General features: G+C 62.3%; 13 protein-coding genes. 12 read left to right on the top strand and 1 reads right to left on the bottom strand.

What is annotated here, in order from left to right; all coding sequences use genetic code 11:
• From BN1115_RS13170 to cysC, 12 genes are all read left to right on the top strand, one after another.
• A partial coding sequence (locus BN1115_RS13170; RefSeq protein ID WP_042657512.1) for a nitrate reductase occupies nt 1-2,576 on the top strand: 2,576 nt, incomplete at its 5' end.
• Nucleotides 2,577-2,669: 93 nt separating this feature from the next.
• A complete protein-coding gene (locus BN1115_RS13165) occupies nt 2,670-3,251 on the top strand; it encodes an ANTAR domain-containing response regulator (RefSeq protein WP_244152280.1) in 582 nt (193 codons plus the stop codon).
• Between the two features lie 368 nt (nt 3,252-3,619).
• Entirely contained in the window at nt 3,620-4,966 is a 1,347-nt protein-coding gene (locus BN1115_RS13160; RefSeq protein ID WP_082034849.1) for a CmpA/NrtA family ABC transporter substrate-binding protein, read from the top strand.
• Nucleotides 4,967-4,980: 14 nt separating this feature from the next.
• Nucleotides 4,981-5,910, top strand: coding sequence for an ABC transporter permease (locus BN1115_RS13155; protein ID WP_042657507.1), 930 nt, complete (start codon nt 4,981-4,983; stop codon nt 5,908-5,910).
• Between the two features lie 15 nt (nt 5,911-5,925).
• Nucleotides 5,926-6,753, top strand: coding sequence for an ABC transporter ATP-binding protein (locus BN1115_RS13150; RefSeq protein WP_042657506.1), 828 nt, complete (start codon nt 5,926-5,928; stop codon nt 6,751-6,753).
• Between the two features lie 19 nt (nt 6,754-6,772).
• On the top strand, nt 6,773-9,280 hold the full coding sequence (gene nirB / locus BN1115_RS13145) for a nitrite reductase large subunit NirB (RefSeq protein WP_128821687.1): 2,508 nt from the start codon (nt 6,773-6,775) through the stop codon (nt 9,278-9,280).
• Entirely contained in the window at nt 9,277-9,657 is a 381-nt protein-coding gene (gene nirD, locus BN1115_RS13140) for a nitrite reductase small subunit NirD (protein WP_050070510.1), read from the top strand. The genes nirB and nirD overlap by 4 nt, the downstream gene beginning before the upstream one ends.
• A gap of 160 nt (nt 9,658-9,817) precedes the next feature.
• Complete coding sequence (gene cysG / locus BN1115_RS13135; RefSeq protein WP_042657505.1) at nt 9,818-11,254, top strand: siroheme synthase CysG; 1,437 nt, start codon at nt 9,818-9,820, stop codon at nt 11,252-11,254.
• A 96-nt stretch (nt 11,255-11,350) separates the two neighbouring features.
• Entirely contained in the window at nt 11,351-12,259 is a 909-nt protein-coding gene (gene cysD / locus BN1115_RS13130; protein ID WP_042657504.1) for a sulfate adenylyltransferase subunit CysD, read from the top strand.
• A gap of 12 nt (nt 12,260-12,271) precedes the next feature.
• Nucleotides 12,272-13,699, top strand: a complete 1,428-nt coding sequence (gene cysN, locus BN1115_RS13125; protein ID WP_042657503.1) for a sulfate adenylyltransferase subunit CysN — start codon at nt 12,272-12,274, stop codon at nt 13,697-13,699.
• A 4-nt stretch (nt 13,700-13,703) separates the two neighbouring features.
• On the top strand, nt 13,704-15,428 hold the full coding sequence (locus BN1115_RS13120; protein WP_042657502.1) for an SLC13 family permease: 1,725 nt from the start codon (nt 13,704-13,706) through the stop codon (nt 15,426-15,428).
• A gap of 248 nt (nt 15,429-15,676) precedes the next feature.
• Nucleotides 15,677-16,267, top strand: a complete 591-nt coding sequence (gene cysC, locus BN1115_RS13115) for an adenylyl-sulfate kinase (protein ID WP_042657501.1) — start codon at nt 15,677-15,679, stop codon at nt 16,265-16,267.
• A gap of 455 nt (nt 16,268-16,722) precedes the next feature.
• Here the strand turns inward: cysC and BN1115_RS21700 are convergent.
• The coding region (locus BN1115_RS21700) for a YkgJ family cysteine cluster protein (protein WP_082034848.1) at nt 16,723-17,308 on the bottom strand (586 nt) is incomplete at its 5' end.

Genomic DNA, 17,308 nt, shown 5'->3' with positions numbered 1-17,308 from the left:
GGGAGGCGGGCTGGCAGTTGAGCGGGGATGGGGACCATCCAGCCAACCGGGGGGCGCTGTGCATCAAGGGGAGCAGCCTGATCGAGAGTCTCGCCTTCCCCGAGCGCCTGCTCTATCCGCGCTGGCGGGGGGAGCAGCTGGACTGGGCAAGTGCGCTCGATCGACTGGCCTGCGAACTTGGTCGCATCATTGCGGAGTCGGGGCCGCAAAGTGTGGCGATCTATCTCTCCGGCCAGCTCACCACCGAGGATTATTACGTGGCCAACAAGCTGATGAAGGGATTCATCGGTTCGCCCCATGTCGATACCAACTCGCGGCTCTGCATGGCATCGGCGGTGGTGGCGCATCAGCGCGCATTTGGCGAGGATCTGGTGCCTGCCTGTTACGAGGATCTGGAGCTGGCCGATCTGGTGGTGCTGACCGGTGCCAATACCGCCTGGACGCACCCTGTGTTGTTTCGTCGCCTGCAGCAGGCCCGCGAGCGGCGTCCGGCCATGAAGCTGGTGGTGATCGATCCCCGTCAGACGATGACGGCCAGCCAGGGGGATTGGCACTTGCAGCTGCGCCCTGGCAGTGACGTGGCATTGTGGAACGGCTTGTGTCGTTACCTGCTCGATCATAACGGCTGCGACATGGATTACGTGGCGCGTCATGTGGCGGGCCTGGAGGCACTGGCGAGCGAGCTGGACAGGGCGTGCTGGCGGCCGGAGGCGGTGGCCGCTACCTGTGATCTGCCGCTGGCCGAGCTGCTCGGTTTCTATCGCCTCTTTGCGGCCAATCCGCGCACTGTCACCCTGTTTTGCCAGGGGATCAATCAGTCCGAACGCGGGGTTGATCAGGCAGGCTGTATCATCAATGCGCATTTGCTGACCGGCCGCATCGGCAAACCGGGGGCTGCCCCCTTCTCCATGACGGGCCAGCCCAATGCCATGGGGGGGCGTGAAGTGGGGGGGCTGGCGACCCAGCTGGCCGCGCACATGGGATTTGACGAAGAGAGTCGGGATCGCCTCGCCCGCTTCTGGGGGGCCCCCCAGGTCGTCAGTGGCCCCGGTCACAAGGCGGTTGAGCTGTTTGATGCCGTGCACAGTGGCGAGATCCGTGCGCTGTGGGTACTCGGAACGAATCCGGCGGCGTCGCTGCCGGATTCGTTGCGGGTGCGGGATGCCTTGAGCCGCTGCGAACTGCTGGTGGTCTCCGATGTGACGGCCGCCACCGATACTGCCCGCTTCGCACACCTGCTGTTGCCCGCGGCGGCCTGGGGCGAGAAGGGGGGCACAGTGACCAACTCGGAGCGCACCATCAGCCGCCAGCGCGCCTTCCTCGATGCGCCCGGCGAGGCGCGCCCGGACTGGTGGGCCCTGACCCAGGTGGCGCATCGACTGGGGTTTGCCGACGCCTTCCCCTACCAGCATGAGCACCAGATCTTCTGTGAGCACGCCGCCTTGTCCGGATTTGAAAACAACGGGGCGCGCCAGTTCGATATTTCGGGGCTGGCCCAACTTGACCGCGCGCAATTTGAAGCCATGGTGCCGGTGCGCTGGCCGGTGAATGCCACCCATCCGCAGGGGATCGAGCGGCTGTTTGTGGATGGCCGCTTTGCGACCCCGGATGGGCGGGCTCGGCTGATCGTTGCCGCCCCTGCTGCGACCTCTCCGGTCTGGCCAGACGGGGAGGGGTTGCCACTGCTGCTCAACTCCGGACGGCTGCGGGATCAGTGGCACACCATGACCCGCACCGGTCATGTGGCACGCCTGCAAGAGGCTGAACCTTGGCCCTCGCTGCGATTGGGACCAGCCAGCCTGTTGGCGCTGGGGGTAGAGCCGGGGGCCCTGATGCGGATCAGCAGCTCGCAGGGGGAGGCTTTCGCGCTGGCGGCCCGTGATGAGGGGCTGCGCGAAGGGGAGGCCTTCCTGCCGATGCACTGGAGTGAGGCGTATGGGCAGGGGGCGGGGGTGAATCGGCTGGCGGCCGCGCGCCGTGACCCTCTCTCGGGCCAGCCCGCCTTCAAACAGACCCGGGTCAGGGTGATGGCGCAGCCCTTGTTGTGGCAGGGATTGTGGTTCGGTGCCAGCCGCTGGGCAGAGCCGGTCGACTGGTGGGCCCTGCGGTCGCTGAGCGGCTGCAGTGGCAACGGGGTCTGTCAGTGGCTGGCGGGCTGGGGGGAGGATGCCGGGCAGGCGTGGCGCCGCCTCTCGGCGCGGGGCAACTGGCTGCAGCTGCCCCAGCAGCGGGGGTGGCTGGCGATCGAGCTGGCACAGGGACGGATCATCAGCCTGCTGCTGGTGACCCCCACCCCCCATGCGGTGCGGATCGATGGTCTGGCCAGCCTGCTTGGGACGCCGCTCCAGGCCGACGCTCTTATCGTGACGCTGGATCAGGCGCTGGCTGGGGCCAGCCGGTTGGTCTGCTCCTGCCTGCGGGTGAGTGAGCGCCAGATCCTGGAGGCCATCGAGCAGCAGGGGGTGAATGAGGTAGCGGGGTTGCAGGCCCTGCTGGGGTGCGGCAGCAACTGCGGTACCTGTTTGCCGGAGGTGGCTCGCCTGCTGGCGGTTAACCGGGTTGGCAGCCTGCTCTGACCATCTACCCCTAGATAGATAAATTTAGGGGGATTCAATAACTTGGCCCCCATGTTGCGTGGCATTGTCATCTCCTGTCTCACGGAAGAGAAGATGATGATGCCATTGAACCCTCCGGGCGGTACACGCCGCTCCCTGCTGTTGATCCATGCCGACGAGGTGGTGCAGGCCAATCGCCTGGCCGCCCTTGGCAGCCATTACGGGCATAGCACCCGCATCCTCGATCGCCATGGGCTGTTTACCGACGAGGCGGCCGATGGGCTGTTGATCAGCTGTCGCAGCGTGACCGCTGACCTCCAGTTAGCCCTCCAGCACCATGCCGCGCTGGCCAGGGTGCTGTTCTGCAGCCGCTTGAGCGCGGCCGAGCAGGAGCGGCTGCTGGCGCAAGGAGTGTGGCTGGTGCCCCATCGCTGCGGCGAACAGGAGCGAATAGAGTCCTGGCTGGCGCTGGCTCGCCGGTTGCAGATGCTGCTGGGCGAGGGGGCGCGGCGGGAGCAGCAATTAACCCGCAAGCTGGAGGATCGGAGGCTGGTAGAGCAGGTCAAGGGATTGCTGATGCGAAACCATAATCTGGATGAGGAGAGTGCGTATCGGCTGCTGCGCAAGACCGCGATGGATCAGGGCAAGAGTCTGGCGGTGCTCTCCCGCCAGCTGTTGCAGGTGCTGGCTCGCTGACCAGACAGCCCAAGCTGCCCAAACTGGTGCAGTTGCGAACCGAATTGGCGCACGGGGTGGCGACAGCAGGGGGGGGAGCCTCCTTCTCGTTGGGTCTTGCCCCTGTTTGCGGCCGATAGGAGAGATTGGCACGCAATGTGAATGTGAGCTAAGGAAGCAATCTGAACAACCAGCAGTGTGAGTAACGCAATCACGTCGAGCCCGGAGCCATGCCAGCGCGCATGGTTCAGCGGGCAAACCATGGCCTGACAACATCAGGCAGCAGGCACAGTCGCCTCACCGATCCCGGATCGGTGGGGCATTTTTTTTTGCGACTCGAACAACGGCAACGGCGTCGTTTCAGAGTCCGGTCACACAGGGAGATAGTGATGAAGATGACGACGAGATGGGGATGGCTCTGCTGCGCCTTGTTGCTGGGGGGAACCGCCCAGGCAGAGGTGGGGGCCCCGGAAAAGGAGAGCGTACGGCTGGGCTTCATCAAGCTCACCGACATGGCGCCCTTGGCGGTGGCATACGAGCGGGGCTATTTCGAGGATGAGGGGCTCTACGTGACCCTGGAGGCGCAAGCCAACTGGAAAGTGCTGCTGGACAGGGTGATTGGCGGTGAGCTGGACGGTGCCCAGATGCTGGCTGGCCAGCCACTGGCGGCCCATATTGGCATCGGCACCCAGGCCGAGCTGGTGACGGCACTGTCGCTGGATCGCAATGGCAATGCCATCACAGTGGCCAATTCGGTGTGGCAACGGATGCAGCCCGCGCCGGGTGATCAGCAGGGGCCCGTCAGTGCGGCGGCGCTAAAGCCCGTGGTGGAGCAGGCGCGCCGCGAGGGCAAGCCGTTCAATATGGGCATGGTGTTTCCCGTCTCCTCTCACAACTATGAGTTGCGCTACTGGCTGGCGGCCGGTGGCCTGCACCCCGGTTTCTACGCCCCCGAGCGTGGTGACAACTCGGGTCAGCTCAAGGCGGATGTGCTGCTCTCGGTCACGCCTCCCCCGCAGATGCCGGCCACGCTGGAGGCGGGTACGATCCAGGGGTACAGCGTCGGGGAGCCGTGGAATCAGCAGGCGCTGGCCAAGGGCATAGGCAAGCCACTCATTACCGACAGCGAGATCTGGCACTCCAACCCCGAGAAGGTGTTTGGAGTGACCCGGGCCTTTGCCGAGCAGTACCCCAATACCCATGTACGCCTGGTGAAAGCCCTGCTGCGCGCCGCTTACTGGCTTGACGAGCAGCACAATCGCAACCGGCCGGAGGCGGCCAAATTGCTGGCCCGTCCCGACTACGTAGGGGCCGACGAGCAGGTGATAACAGCTTCCATGCTCGGCACCTTTCGTTATGACAGGGAGGATGTGCGACCGGCCCCTGATTTCACCCTCTTCTTCCGGCAGCAGGCCAGTTATCCCTACTACTCGGATGCGGTCTGGTTCCTGACCCAGATGCGCCGCTGGGGCCAGATCCCCACCGCCCGGCCAGACGGCTGGTACGACGCTGTGGCCCGTGCCGTCTACCGTCCCGACATCTATCGCCAGGCGGCCGAGGCGCTGGTCGCCGAGGGTAAGTTCAAGGCGGCCGACTTTGTCGACTTTGCCAATGAGAGCGGTTATCGGCCAGCGGATGCCGGTTTTATCGATGGCCACAGTTTTGATGGCCGTCAGCCCAACGTCTATCTGCAACAGTTCGCTATCGGCCTCAAGGGCGATGAGCGGGTCGAGTAACCAGGGAGCAGCTCATGACGATCAACTTCTACAAAAAACTGCTCTGGCCCTTGTTCGGCTGTGCGCTGTTTCTGCTGCTGTGGCACTGGGGCGCGAGCCGGGTGAACACCTCGTTGGGGGCGTTGCCGGGGCCCTTGGCCACCCTGAGTCAGGCGGGGCAACTCGGCGAGGAATTTCTGGCCGAACGCGAGCGCGAACGGACGTTTCTGGCCCGCCAGGCACAGCGCAATGCGGAGCGGCTCGCCGCCGATCCGGCCGCCAGGGTGCATGTCGTGCCCTATACCGGGCGACCTACCTTCGTCGATCAGGTCGTGACCAGCCTGCGTACCGTGCTGCTCGGCTTCGCCCTGGCGACCCTGCTGGCGGTGCCGCTTGGCATCCTGCTGGGCATGAATCCGCGGCTCTATCGGGCCATCAATCCCCTTGTTCAGGTGCTCAAGCCGATCTCGCCGCTGGCCTGGCTGCCGCTTATTACCCTGGTGGTGAGCGCACTCTATGTCAGCAGTGAGCCGCTGTTCGCCAAGTCTTTCATCATCTCGGCGGTCACGGTGGCACTCTGCTCACTCTGGCCAACCCTGATCAACACGGCGGTAGGCGTCAGCACGCTGGACCCGGAACACGGCAATGTCAGCCGGGTGCTGAGCCTCTCCTGGCCAACCCATGTCCGTCGCATCGTACTGCCGGGGGCGTTGCCGATGATCTTCACCGGTTTGCGGCTCTCGCTTGGGGTGGCCTGGATGGTGCTGATCGCCGCCGAGATGCTGGCCCAGAACCCGGGGCTGGGCAAATTTGTCTGGGACGAGTTTCAAAACGGCAGCGCCAGCTCGCTGGCCCGCATCATGGTGGCTGTGCTGACCATAGGTCTCATTGGCTGCGGACTAGACCGCCTGATGCTGGCACTGCAGCAGCGCTGGTCGTGGGATAAACGCGCCGAGCTGCGCTAGTGAGGGAGGTGAGGGATGAACGCATTTTTGCAACTGAGCGACATGGGGGTGGGGTTTGCCACCGAGCGGGGCTATTTCGAGGCGCTGACCGGGGTCAACCTGCGCATCGAACAGGGGGAGTTTATCTCCCTCATTGGCCACTCCGGCTGTGGCAAGAGCACCCTGTTGAACCTGGTGGCGGGGTTGTGCGAGCCCACTCGTGGCGGGGTCATTCTGGCGGGGCGGGAGGTGCGCGGACCCGGGCCGGAGCGCGCCATGGTGTTTCAGCACCATGCCCTGCTGCCCTGGCTGTCGGTGTTCGAGAACGTCGCGCTGGCGGTGCGTCAGGTGGAGTCGGGCCGGGCCAGGGTCGAGGAGCGGGTGATGGAGTTTCTGACCCTGGTGCAGATGGATCATGCCGTCCACAAGATGCCTCATGAAATCTCCGGGGGCATGAAGCAGCGGGTCGGCATCGCCAGGGCCCTGTCGCTCTGCCCCAAGGTGCTGCTGATGGATGAGCCCTTTGGCGCGCTCGATGCTCTGACCCGGGCCCATCTGCAGGACGCCCTGATGGAGATCCAGGCCCAGCTTGGCACCACTGTCATGATGGTCACTCACGACGTGGATGAGGCTGTGCTGCTGTCGGATCGCATCGTGATGCTCACCAATGGCCCGAGCGCCACCATCGGCGAGGTGCTGGCGGTGCCGCTCCCCCGACCACGGGATCGGGTGGCGCTGGCGGATGATCATCACTATCACCGCCTGCGCCAGCAGGTGCTGCGCTTCCTGTACGAGAAGCAGCGCAAGGTAACCCCGCTCAAGGGGGAAGAGACAAGGGCTGTGGCTGGCAAGTTGCGGGCTTGAGGCGGCAAGGAGAGTGAGCATGAACATACACAAACAACAATTGGTGGTGGTGGGCAATGGCATGGTTGGCCACCATTTCGTCGAGCAGCTGGTTGCGGCCGCAGGGTTGGATCGGTTCGAGCTGACCGTGTTGGGGGCCGAGGCTGATCCGGCCTACGACAGGGTGCATCTCTCCGAGGTATTTGGGGGACGAGCCCCCGAGGCGTTGCGGCTGGCCGATCCGGCCTGGTACGCAGGCCACGATATCGATCTGCGTCTGGGGGCTCAGGTAGCGGCGATCGACAGGCAGGCGCGTCGCCTGCTGCTGGCCAGTGGTGAGCGCATCGACTACGACCGACTAGTCCTGGCGACGGGGTCGGTCCCCTTTGTGCCGCCGATCGAGGGGCGTGAGCGCAGCCACTGTTTCGTCTACCGCACCCTGGCTGATCTGGGGGCGATCCGTGAGGCCTGTGCCCATGCCCGCAGCGGGGTGGTGATCGGGGGGGGGCTGCTTGGGCTGGAGGCGGCCAATGCCCTGCGCCTGCTCGGACTCAAGACGCGGGTCGTGGAGTTTGCACCGCGCCTGATGCCGGTGCAGCTCGACGAGCTCGGTGGCGAGCTGCTGGCCAGCAAGCTGGAGGGGCTCGGGGTGGAGGCTAACCTGGGCAAGTCGACCGCCCGTATCGTGGATGGTGAGCAGGCCCGCCACCGGTTGGAGTTTACCGATGGTTCTCACCTGGAGTGCGACGTGCTGCTCTTCTCGGCCGGGATCCGTCCGGCCGACGGGCTGGCCCGCAGCGCCGAACTGGCGGTGGGCGAGCGCGGTGGCATCGTCATTGACGAGCACTGCCTGAGCTCGGATCCGGCCATTCTCGCCATCGGTGAGTGTGCCCTCTGGCAGGGGCGTATCTTCGGGCTGGTCGCCCCCGGATACCAGATGGCCCGTGCCGCCGTGGCAACCCTGTGTGGCGGTGACAGTCGTTTCAGCGGGGCCGACATGTCGACCAAGCTGAAGTTGATGGGGGTCGATGTGGGGGCCATCGGCGATGGCCATGGCGCCACACCGGGGGCCCGCACGTTGCAGCTGGTGGATCGCAGCAGCGGCGTCTACAAAAAACTGGTGCTCGACGAGCAGGGGGAGCGGCTGCTCGGTGCCATCCTGGTCGGAGATGGCAGCGATTACGAGCGGCTGCTCGCTTACTATCAGCAGGGGATGGCGCTCCCTGCTGCGCCACTGGCCCTGCTGCTGGGTGAGGGGGAGGCGGCCGCGGCCCCGCTCGTCTTGCCGGATAGCGCCACCCTCTGCTCCTGCCATAACGTGAGCAAGGGGGCTGTGGTGGCGGCGGTGCGAGCGGGCCATCAGGAGTTGGGTCAGATCAAGGCGGTGACCCGCGCAGGCACGGGGTGCGGTGGATGCAGCAACCTGTTGAAAAAGGTGCTGGATCAGACCTTGAACGCGCTGGGCGTCGCGACCGACAACCATCTGTGCGAGCACTTTGCCTTCAGCCGCCAGGAGTTGTGCCATCTGATCCGTGTCGAGCAGATCCGCGACTTCGACACCCTGTTGAGTCGTCATGGCAAGGGGTTTGGCTGCGAGCTGTGCAAGCCTGCCATCGCCTCCATTCTGGCTTCGCTGTGGAACGAGCATGTGTTGGCCAAGCCGCACCGGGCGCTGCAAGATACCAATGATCGCTTCCTTGCCAACGTGCAGCGCGATGGTACCTATTCGGTGGTGCCACGGATTGCCGGCGGGGAGATCACCGCCCGCGGCCTCATCACCCTGGGGGAGATCGCCGAGCGTTACGGGCTCTTCACCAAGATCACCGGGGGTCAGCGCATCGACATGCTGGGGGCTCGCCGCGACCAGTTGCCAGCCATCTGGCGCGATCTGGTCGCGGCAGGGTTTGAGACCGGGCAGGCCTATGGCAAATCGGTTCGCACCGTGAAGTCTTGTGTGGGGTCCACATGGTGTCGCTACGGGGTGCAGGATTCGCTCGCCATGACCCAGCGGCTGGAGCACCGCTACAAGGGGTTACGCGCCCCCCACAAACTCAAGTTCGCCGTCTCCGGTTGTACCCGCGAATGTGCCGAGGCCCAGAGCAAGGATATCGGGGTCATTGCCACCGAGCGGGGGTGGAACCTGTACGTCTGCGGCAATGGGGGCATGCGTCCGCGCCATGCCGACCTCTTCGCCACCGACCTCGATGATGACACCCTGATCCGCTATATCGATCGGCTGCTGATGTTCTACGTGCGTACCGGCGATCGGCTGCAGCGCACCTCGGTCTGGCTGGAGGGGATGGAGGGGGGGCTCGACTACCTGAAGTCGGTCATCATCGATGACAGCCTGGGGGTCGCCGCCGAGCTGGAGTCCGCCATGACGGCCGTCGTCGGCAGCTGGCAGTGTGAATGGCGAGCTACCCTGGCCGACCCCGACAAACTGCGTCTGTTCGAGGCGCATCTCAACCAGCCCGAGGAGGCAACCCCGCCCAGACGCGAGGAGCGGGGCCAGTGGGTGCCGGAGATCAATATCAAGGAGGTGGTATGACAAGCGCAGAGACTCAATGGCAGGCCGTGGGCGAACCGAGCGCAGAGATGCAGTGGCAAGCGGTGTGCGAACAGCATGTGCTGGAGGAGGGGCTAGGGCGCAGCGTGTTGCTGCAAGGAGAGGTGATCGCCCTGTTTCGCTGTGGTGGCCACATCTATGCCCTGGATGGTATGGACCCGGTCGCCGCCGCACCTGTGATTGCGCTGGGGCTGGTAGGGGATTGCCAGGGGGAGCCCATGGTGGCCTCTCCCATCTACAAGCAGCGTTACTCCCTGCGCGATGGTCGCTGCCTTGACAACTCGGCTCTGAGGTTGCGCTCCTGGCGGGTGAAGGTCGATGGTGAACAGGTCTGGCTGGCTGGCTGCGCGACCGACTGAGACTCACTTTTTGACCCCTGCCTCGGCAGGGGTCGTTGCTCTGCCCGTCATCATCCCGCCGCTTTTATATTTCAAAAAGATATAAGTGTTAGTTCTTTATTATTTTATCGCGTCATAGCATCCCGCTAGAGTGCGCTCATCAGGTATGGAGAGGTGCAAAATGGATTATTTGCCGATGTTTGCCAAGTTGGAAGGCCGCCCGGTACTGCTGGTGGGCGGGGGCGAGGTTGCCCTGCGCAAGGCGCGCCTGCTGCTGGCGGCCGGTGCCCGGCTGACCCTGGTCTCCCCGGCGCTTGAACCGGAATTTTCGGAATTTGCCGGTCGTTTCACCCATCTGGCGGAGCGGTTCACCCCGGCCCATCTGGCAGGTCAGATTTTAGTTGTGGCTGCGACCGACAACCTCGAAGTCAACGCGCTGGTTTATCAGAGCGCCAACCAGCTGGGTCTGTTCGTCAATGTGGTGGATGACCCCAAGCGCTCCAGCTTTATCTTCCCCTCGATCATCGATCGCTCACCGCTGATGGTGGCGGTCTCCAGCGGCGGCAAGGCGCCGGTGCTGGTGCGCCTGCTGCGCGAGCGGCTGGAGAGCCTGCTGCCGCGCCATCTCGGCGGGCTGACCGAGCTCTCCGGCCGGGTCCGTGACAAGGCCAAGCGGGTGCTCTCCTCGATTTCCGATCGTCGCCGCTTCTGGGAGCGCGCCTTTGCCTCCAACACCCTCGCCAGCCTGATTGAGAAAGCCGATTGGCAGGGCGCCGAGCAGTGGCTGAGCGATGGCCTCGACCAGGCGAAAAGCGAAGTAGGAGAAGTAGTGCTGGTCGGCGCGGGCCCCGGCGATCCGGGCCTCTTGACCCTCAAGGCACTGCAACAAATTCAACAGGCTGAAGTGGTGCTCTATGACCAGCTGGTCTCCGCCGAGATCCTCGATCTGGTGCGCCGTGATGCCACTCTGGTGTCGGTCGGCAAGAAGGCGGGCGCCCACAGCGTGCCGCAGGAGGAGACTAATCGCCTGCTGGTGGAATACGCCAAGGCGGGCAATCGGGTCGTGCGGCTGAAAGGGGGCGATCCCTTTATGTTTGGCCGTGGTGGCGAGGAGCTGGAAGTGCTGGCCGACGAAGGTATCCCCTTCTCGGTGGTACCCGGCATCACGGCGGCTGCCGGTGCTACCGCCTATGCAGGTATCCCGCTCACTCACCGTGATTACGCCCAGAGCGCCGTCTTTATCACTGGCCATTGCCAGCAGGAGGGCAAGGAGCCTGACTGGCAGCAGCTCGCCGCCACCAGCCAGACCCTGGTCATCTACATGGGGCTGATGCGCTCCGAGCATATCCAGCAGCAACTGGTGGATCACGGCCGAAGCCAAGCCACCCCCATCGCCATCATTGAGCGCGGCACCACAGCACGCCAGCGGGTGCTGACCGGCACTCTGGCCGACTTGGCGGAGCTGGCCAAACAGGCGGTGAGCCCGTCCCTTATCGTCATCGGCGAAGTGGTCGCCCTGCGCGAGCGGCTCGCCTGGTTTGGGGAGCAGAGTGGCAAGCAGCAGCGCGCCAACCCGGATCTCGATGGCTGCGACCTCAAGCTGGTGCAGCTGGCCTGAGCCAGAAAGAGATATTTGATGCGGCTGCCAGCGTGGCCGCGCACTGAACCACCCAGCGCCCCGAGCTGGCGCATAAGCAATGACCCGAGGACCAACATGGACCGTGAAAGATTGACGCACTTGCAGCAGCTGGAAGCCGAGAGCATCCATATCATCCGCGAGGTGGCTGCCGAATTTGAAAACCCGGTGATGATGTACTCCATCGGCAAGGACTCCTCCGTCATGCTGCATCTGGCTCGCAAGGCCTTCTATCCGGGCAAGATCCCGTTCCCCTTGCTCCACGTCGATACTGACTGGAAGTTCAAGGAGATGATCACCTTCCGCGACGAGACCGCCAAGAAGTACGGGCTGGATCTGATTGTCCACAAGAACCCGGAAGGGCTCGCCATGGGCATCAACCCCTTCGTCCACGGCAGCGGCAAGCACACCGACATCATGAAGACCGAGGGGCTCAAGCAGGCGCTCAACAAATACGGCTTCGACGCTGCCTTCGGTGGCGCGCGCCGGGACGAGGAGAAGTCCCGCGCCAAGGAGCGGGTCTACTCCTTCCGCGACAAGTCTCACCGCTGGGATCCGAAGAACCAGCGTCCGGAGCTGTGGCGCGTCTACAACAGCCAGGTCAACAAGGGGGAGAGCATCCGGGTGTTCCCGCTCTCCAACTGGACCGAGCTCGACATCTGGCAATACATCTATCTCGAGAACATCGACATAGTGCCGCTCTACTTCGCGGCCATGCGTCCGGTGGTAGAGCGTAACGGCATCAAGATCATGGTGGATGACGAGCGCATGCCGCTGACCGTTGAGGATGAGGTGAAGCAGGAGCTGGTGCGCTTCCGCACCCTCGGCTGCTATCCGTTGACCGGGGCCATCGAATCCGATGCCACCACCTTGCCGGAAATTATTGAAGAGATGCTGCTCACCACCTCGAGCGAGCGGCAAGGGCGGCTGATTGACCACGATCAGGCCGGCTCCATGGAGCAGAAGAAGCGTCAGGGATATTTCTAAGGAGTCGTCAGCATGAACAGCCATATTCAGACCGCCATCACCGAACAGGGCATCGAAGCCTATCTGCACGCCCAGCAGCACAAGAGTCTGCTGCGTTTTCTCACCTGCGGCAGCGTGGATGACGGCAAGAGCACCCTGATCGGTCGCCTGCTGCACGACTCCCAGCAGATTTATGAAGATCAGCTCAAAGCACTGGAGTCCGACAGCCAGAAGCTTGGCACCACCGGCGAGAAGCTGGACCTGGCACTGCTGGTAGACGGCCTGCAGGCGGAGCGCGAGCAGGGCATCACCATCGACGTGGCCTACCGCTATTTTTCTACGGCAAAACGCAAATTTATCATCTCGGATACCCCGGGCCACGAGCAGTACACCCGCAACATGGCGACCGGCGCCTCCACCTGCGATCTGGCCATCATCCTGATCGACGCCCGCAAGGGGGTGCTGGATCAGACCCGTCGCCACAGCTTTATCGCGAGCCTGCTCGGCATCAAGCAGTTCGTGGTGGCGGTCAACAAGATGGATCTGGTGGAGTTCAGTCAGGAGGTGTTCGAGCGCATCAGTGCCGAGTACCGCGAATTCGCCAAAAAGCTCAGTGTCGACACCATCCATATCGTGCCGGTCTCGGCGCTGGACGGTGACAACGTGGTTAACCCAAGCGACAAGCTGGCCTGGTATCAGGGCGAAACCCTGCTCTCCTTGCTTGAAACCGCAGAGGTGGAGCGCGAGCTGGAGCGCCATCCGGTGCGCCTGCCGGTGCAATACGTGAACCGCCCGAACCTCGATTTTCGCGGCTTCGCGGGGACCTTGGCCTCCGGCATCCTGCGGGTGGGCGACAAGCTGGCGGTACTGCCGTCCGGCAAGGAGAGCACGGTGACCCGCATCGTCACCTTCGACGGGGATCTGGAGTACGCCCTGCCGGGTCAGGCCATTACGGTCACCTTCGCCGACGAGATCGACATCAGCCGCGGCGACCTGCTGGTGGATGCCGCCAACCGTCCGCAAGTGACCCAGAACCTGCTGGCCCATATCGTCTGGATGGGGGAGGAGTCCCTGCAACCGGGCCGGGTCTACGACGTCAAGCTGGCCACCAAGAAGAGTCGCGGGCAGGTGGAGGTCATCCGTCATCGCATCGAGATCAACAAGCTGGACCAGCTGGATGCGAGCGAACTGCATCTCAACGAGATTGGCTTGTGCGAAGTGAGTCTGACCGACCCGGTGGCGTTTGACCCATACACGGATATCCGCGATACCGGCAGCTTTATCCTGATCGACCGGCTGACCAACGTCACCGTCGGCGCTGGGATGATTGTGGAAGGTCTGGCGGCGAAAGCGGTTGCTGGGCGTTATAGCGAGTTCGAAATCGAGCTCAATGCGCTGGTGCGCAAGCACTTCCCGCACTGGCAAGCCCTTGCCATCGGTAACGACACAAGCAAGGAGTAAGCCCATGACCTGGCAACAATTCCTGGTGCTGGGTCTGCTGGCTGCTCTCGTGGCCCTGCTGATCCAGGGCAAACTCCGCCCGGCGCTGCTCTTCTCGGGCGCCGTGCTCATCACCTACCTGAGCGGGCTGGCGGATATCAACGCCGTGGTGGCGGGCTACACCAACAGCGCCCTGCTGACGCTGGTGCTGTTGCTGCTGGTGTCGCTGGCGGTGGAGAAGACCCGCATCATGAGCTGGTTCGCCAATCTGGTGGGCACGGGTTCATTCAACAAGGTGCTGGTGAAGGTGTGGTTCTCCACCGCCTTCCTGTCCGCCTTCGTCAACAACACCGCCGTGGTGGCCTCCATGCTGGGAGCGGTCAAACGCAACCCCAACCATGCGCCGTCGCGACTGCTGCTGCCCATGTGCTTCGCGGCCACCTTTGGCGGGGTGCTGACCCTGATCGGCACCTCCACCAATCTCATCGTCAACAGCTTCCTCATCAAGATGGGGGCGCCGCCGCTCGGCATGTTCGACTTCTTTATGGTGGGAGCGGGCACCCTGCTGACCGGTCTGGTGGCCGTGCTGCTGTTTGCCCGTCACCTGCCGGATCAGGATACCGAGATGAGCCGCGAATCCGGCTACTTTCTCGAGGCCAAGGTGGGCGCCGGTTCACCGCTGGCGGGGCGCAGCGTCAAGGAGAACGGCCTGCGCAGCCTGAAAAGCCTCTATCTGGCGGAAATCATTCGCGGCGAGCAGGTGATCTGCCCGGTGCAGCCGGAACACGAGCTGCACGAAGGGGACGTGCTGCTCTTTTGCGGCGATGTGGAGAGCGTCGGCGTGTTGCAGGAGATGAAGGGGCTGGATCTCTACGGTCAGCACCGCCTCAACGGCCAGCATCTGGTGGAGGTGATCGTCAGCCACAGCTCGCGGCTGGTGGGTCAGACCATCAAGGATGCGGAGTTTCGCACCCACTTCGATGCGGTGGTGCTGGCGGTGCGCCGCGGCGAAACCCAGCTCACCGGCGGCCTCGGCCAGATTGAACTGCATGCCGGTGATACCCTGCTGCTGGCCCCCGGCCCCCAGTTTGCCCGCAACAAGTTGCTGGTACGGGAGTTTGTGGTGGTGAGCGGGCTGGAAGCCTCCACCCGTCTCGATGGCAAGCGCAGCGCCGCCGTGGTGCTGGGGTTTCTCGGGGTGCTGGCGCTCTCTGTGTTTGATCTGGTACCGCTGTTCAAGGGGTTGCTGCTGATGCTGGTGGCGCTGCTGCTCACCCGCATTCTGACCCTGGACGAGATCCGCCGCCGCTTTCCGCTGGATATCTGGCTGGTGGTGGGCGGGGCGCTCGCCATCGCCGATCAGCTGGAAAAGAGCGGGCTGGCCAAGCTTATCGCCGACTGGCTGATGGGGGAGTTCAACGGTGCCAGCCCCATCATCGCCTTTATCGGTATTTATGTGTTTACCCTGGTGCTGACCGAGCTGATGAGCAACAACGCTGCCGCCGCGCTGGCCTTCCCCATGGGTTACCAGCTGGCGCTCAGCATGGATGTCTCGACCATGCCGTTTATTCTGGCGGTGCTGTTCGGGGCGAGCTCCAGCTTTATCCTGCCCTACGGCTACCAGACCAACCTGATGGTCTATGCCGCGGGCAACTACAAGATGCCGGACTACCTCAAGCTGGCGCTGCCGGTCTCGCTGGCCTATAGCCTCGGGGTGATTGTGATGGTGCCCCTGCTGTTTCCGTTTTAAGGCGTGAGCGCCAATCAAGGCGTGTTGGGTGAGCAATACCATGGCACCAGCACGTTGTCGGCTGATAGTCCGAGGCGGCTCCCCGTGGTGCCGGACCGTTTAAGTTTTGAGGCGTGAGCGCCAAGCAAGGAGTGTTGGGTGAGCAATACCATGGCACCAGCACGTTGTCGGCGGATAGTCCGAGGCGGCTCCCTGTGGTGCCGGACCGTTTAAGTTTTGAGGCGTAAGTGCCAATCAAGGAGTGTGGGATGAGCAATATCGTGTGGCACAAGCATGCCGTCGACAAACAGAGCCGGGCCGAATTGAAAGGGCAAAAGCCGCTGGTGATCTGGTTTACCGGGCTATCGGGGGCGGGCAAATCGACCCTGGCGGGGGCGCTGGAGCAGGCGCTGGCGGCACAAGGCAAGCACACCTATCTGCTGGATGGGGACAATGTGCGCCACGGCCTCTGCGGCGATCTCGGTTTCGATGATGCTGCGCGTCAGGAGAATATCCGCCGGGTCGGCGAGGTGGCAAAACTGATGGTGGATGCGGGCCTTATCGTGCTCACCGCCTTTATCTCGCCGTTCCGGGCCGAGCGGGATCTGGTGCGCAATCTCGTGGGTGAAGTGGAGTTTGTCGAGGTGTTTGTGGATGCGCCGCTCGCCATCTGTGAAGAGCGCGATCCCAAGGGGCTCTATAAAAAGGCGCGGGCAGGGGAGATCACGAATTTTACCGGTATCGACTCCGCCTACGAGGCGCCGGAGCAGCCGGAAATTCATCTACTTAATGCCGGTAAACCGGTGGAAGAGCTGGTGGAGGAGTTGCTGACCGCCTTGCGGCAGGGAAACTACCTGTAGTTGGATCGGAAGAACTTATCACAAGCGCCCGGAAGTCGGCCAGTTGGCTACCACAGGCGCTGATGGGCAGGCGGTCGCCACTATAAGCAAAACTAGGGTCATTATCGGAAAACACATAAATCCAGTTTATAGTGACACCGACGAGCCTTGAGCTGTTCCAAGGCTGCCGATAGCAACCCCGCAAGGGGATCTTCCGATCCTTGCTTATATTGCGGCGGGGTTATTCGCGATTGTCCGAATACGCTGCGCTATTCGAACCTACGGGCTGATTGATAAACCGCTTTCCAAACCAAAATTTCGAGCTCTCCTTCTTTCTGACTCAAAGTCCTCAATGATGAAGCTATCACCTAAGACAGTCGAACCAAGGCTTGTTCTAGTTGGTGAGCATCACAAGCGTTTTCCATACTTTGGGATATATTGCGAATTCACGCGAATATTTTATTGGGGCGCTATAGTTAAAATATTTCTCTTATATCAAAAAGTCTGCTTTTTCCTGACTCATAAATTAAATATTCAAAACTTTTTTGGGTTTCAGTGAAATTTAATAGTGGCATTATTTCTTGGTTGCAACGCTCAATTTCGCACCAATAGGATGTTTTTGTTAACACAACATGCCTTCTACAAACAAATGGTCGCACATTGTATATGCTGCAACCGTTGTCATTTAGGAATGGGCAGGGTTTTTCCTGTGTTTTGTAATATGCAGAGAATTCTTTTCTCTTGATCTTTAAGGATTTCTCTATGTACTCCACTTCTAGCTCTGAAACTGACACTGGAATGTGGCAGCAATGAGAGCAACCTTTTTTGCAAGGCGTAAATTTATCTACGTAAGCATAAATTTCATTCATTTCAGAGAATAATGAAGATAACTTATTTAGATAGTTAGCCTTGCTTTTTATTATTCTAAGGTATAAGCCTTCTTCTTTTTTAGATAGAGATGGAGGGAGCAATCGAATCATTTTTTCACGATTGGAATTCGAGAACTCAACGGCCATTTTGGGATTTTTCTCATCGAACTCATGGCAGGGCAAGATCATGAAC

It is taken from the genome of Aeromonas allosaccharophila (assembly GCF_000819685.1).
Classification (GTDB): Bacteria; Pseudomonadota; Gammaproteobacteria; order Enterobacterales; family Aeromonadaceae; genus Aeromonas; species Aeromonas allosaccharophila.
The sequence above is the reverse complement of the archived record's forward strand: the minus strand, read 5'-3'. Positions and strand labels throughout refer to the sequence as shown.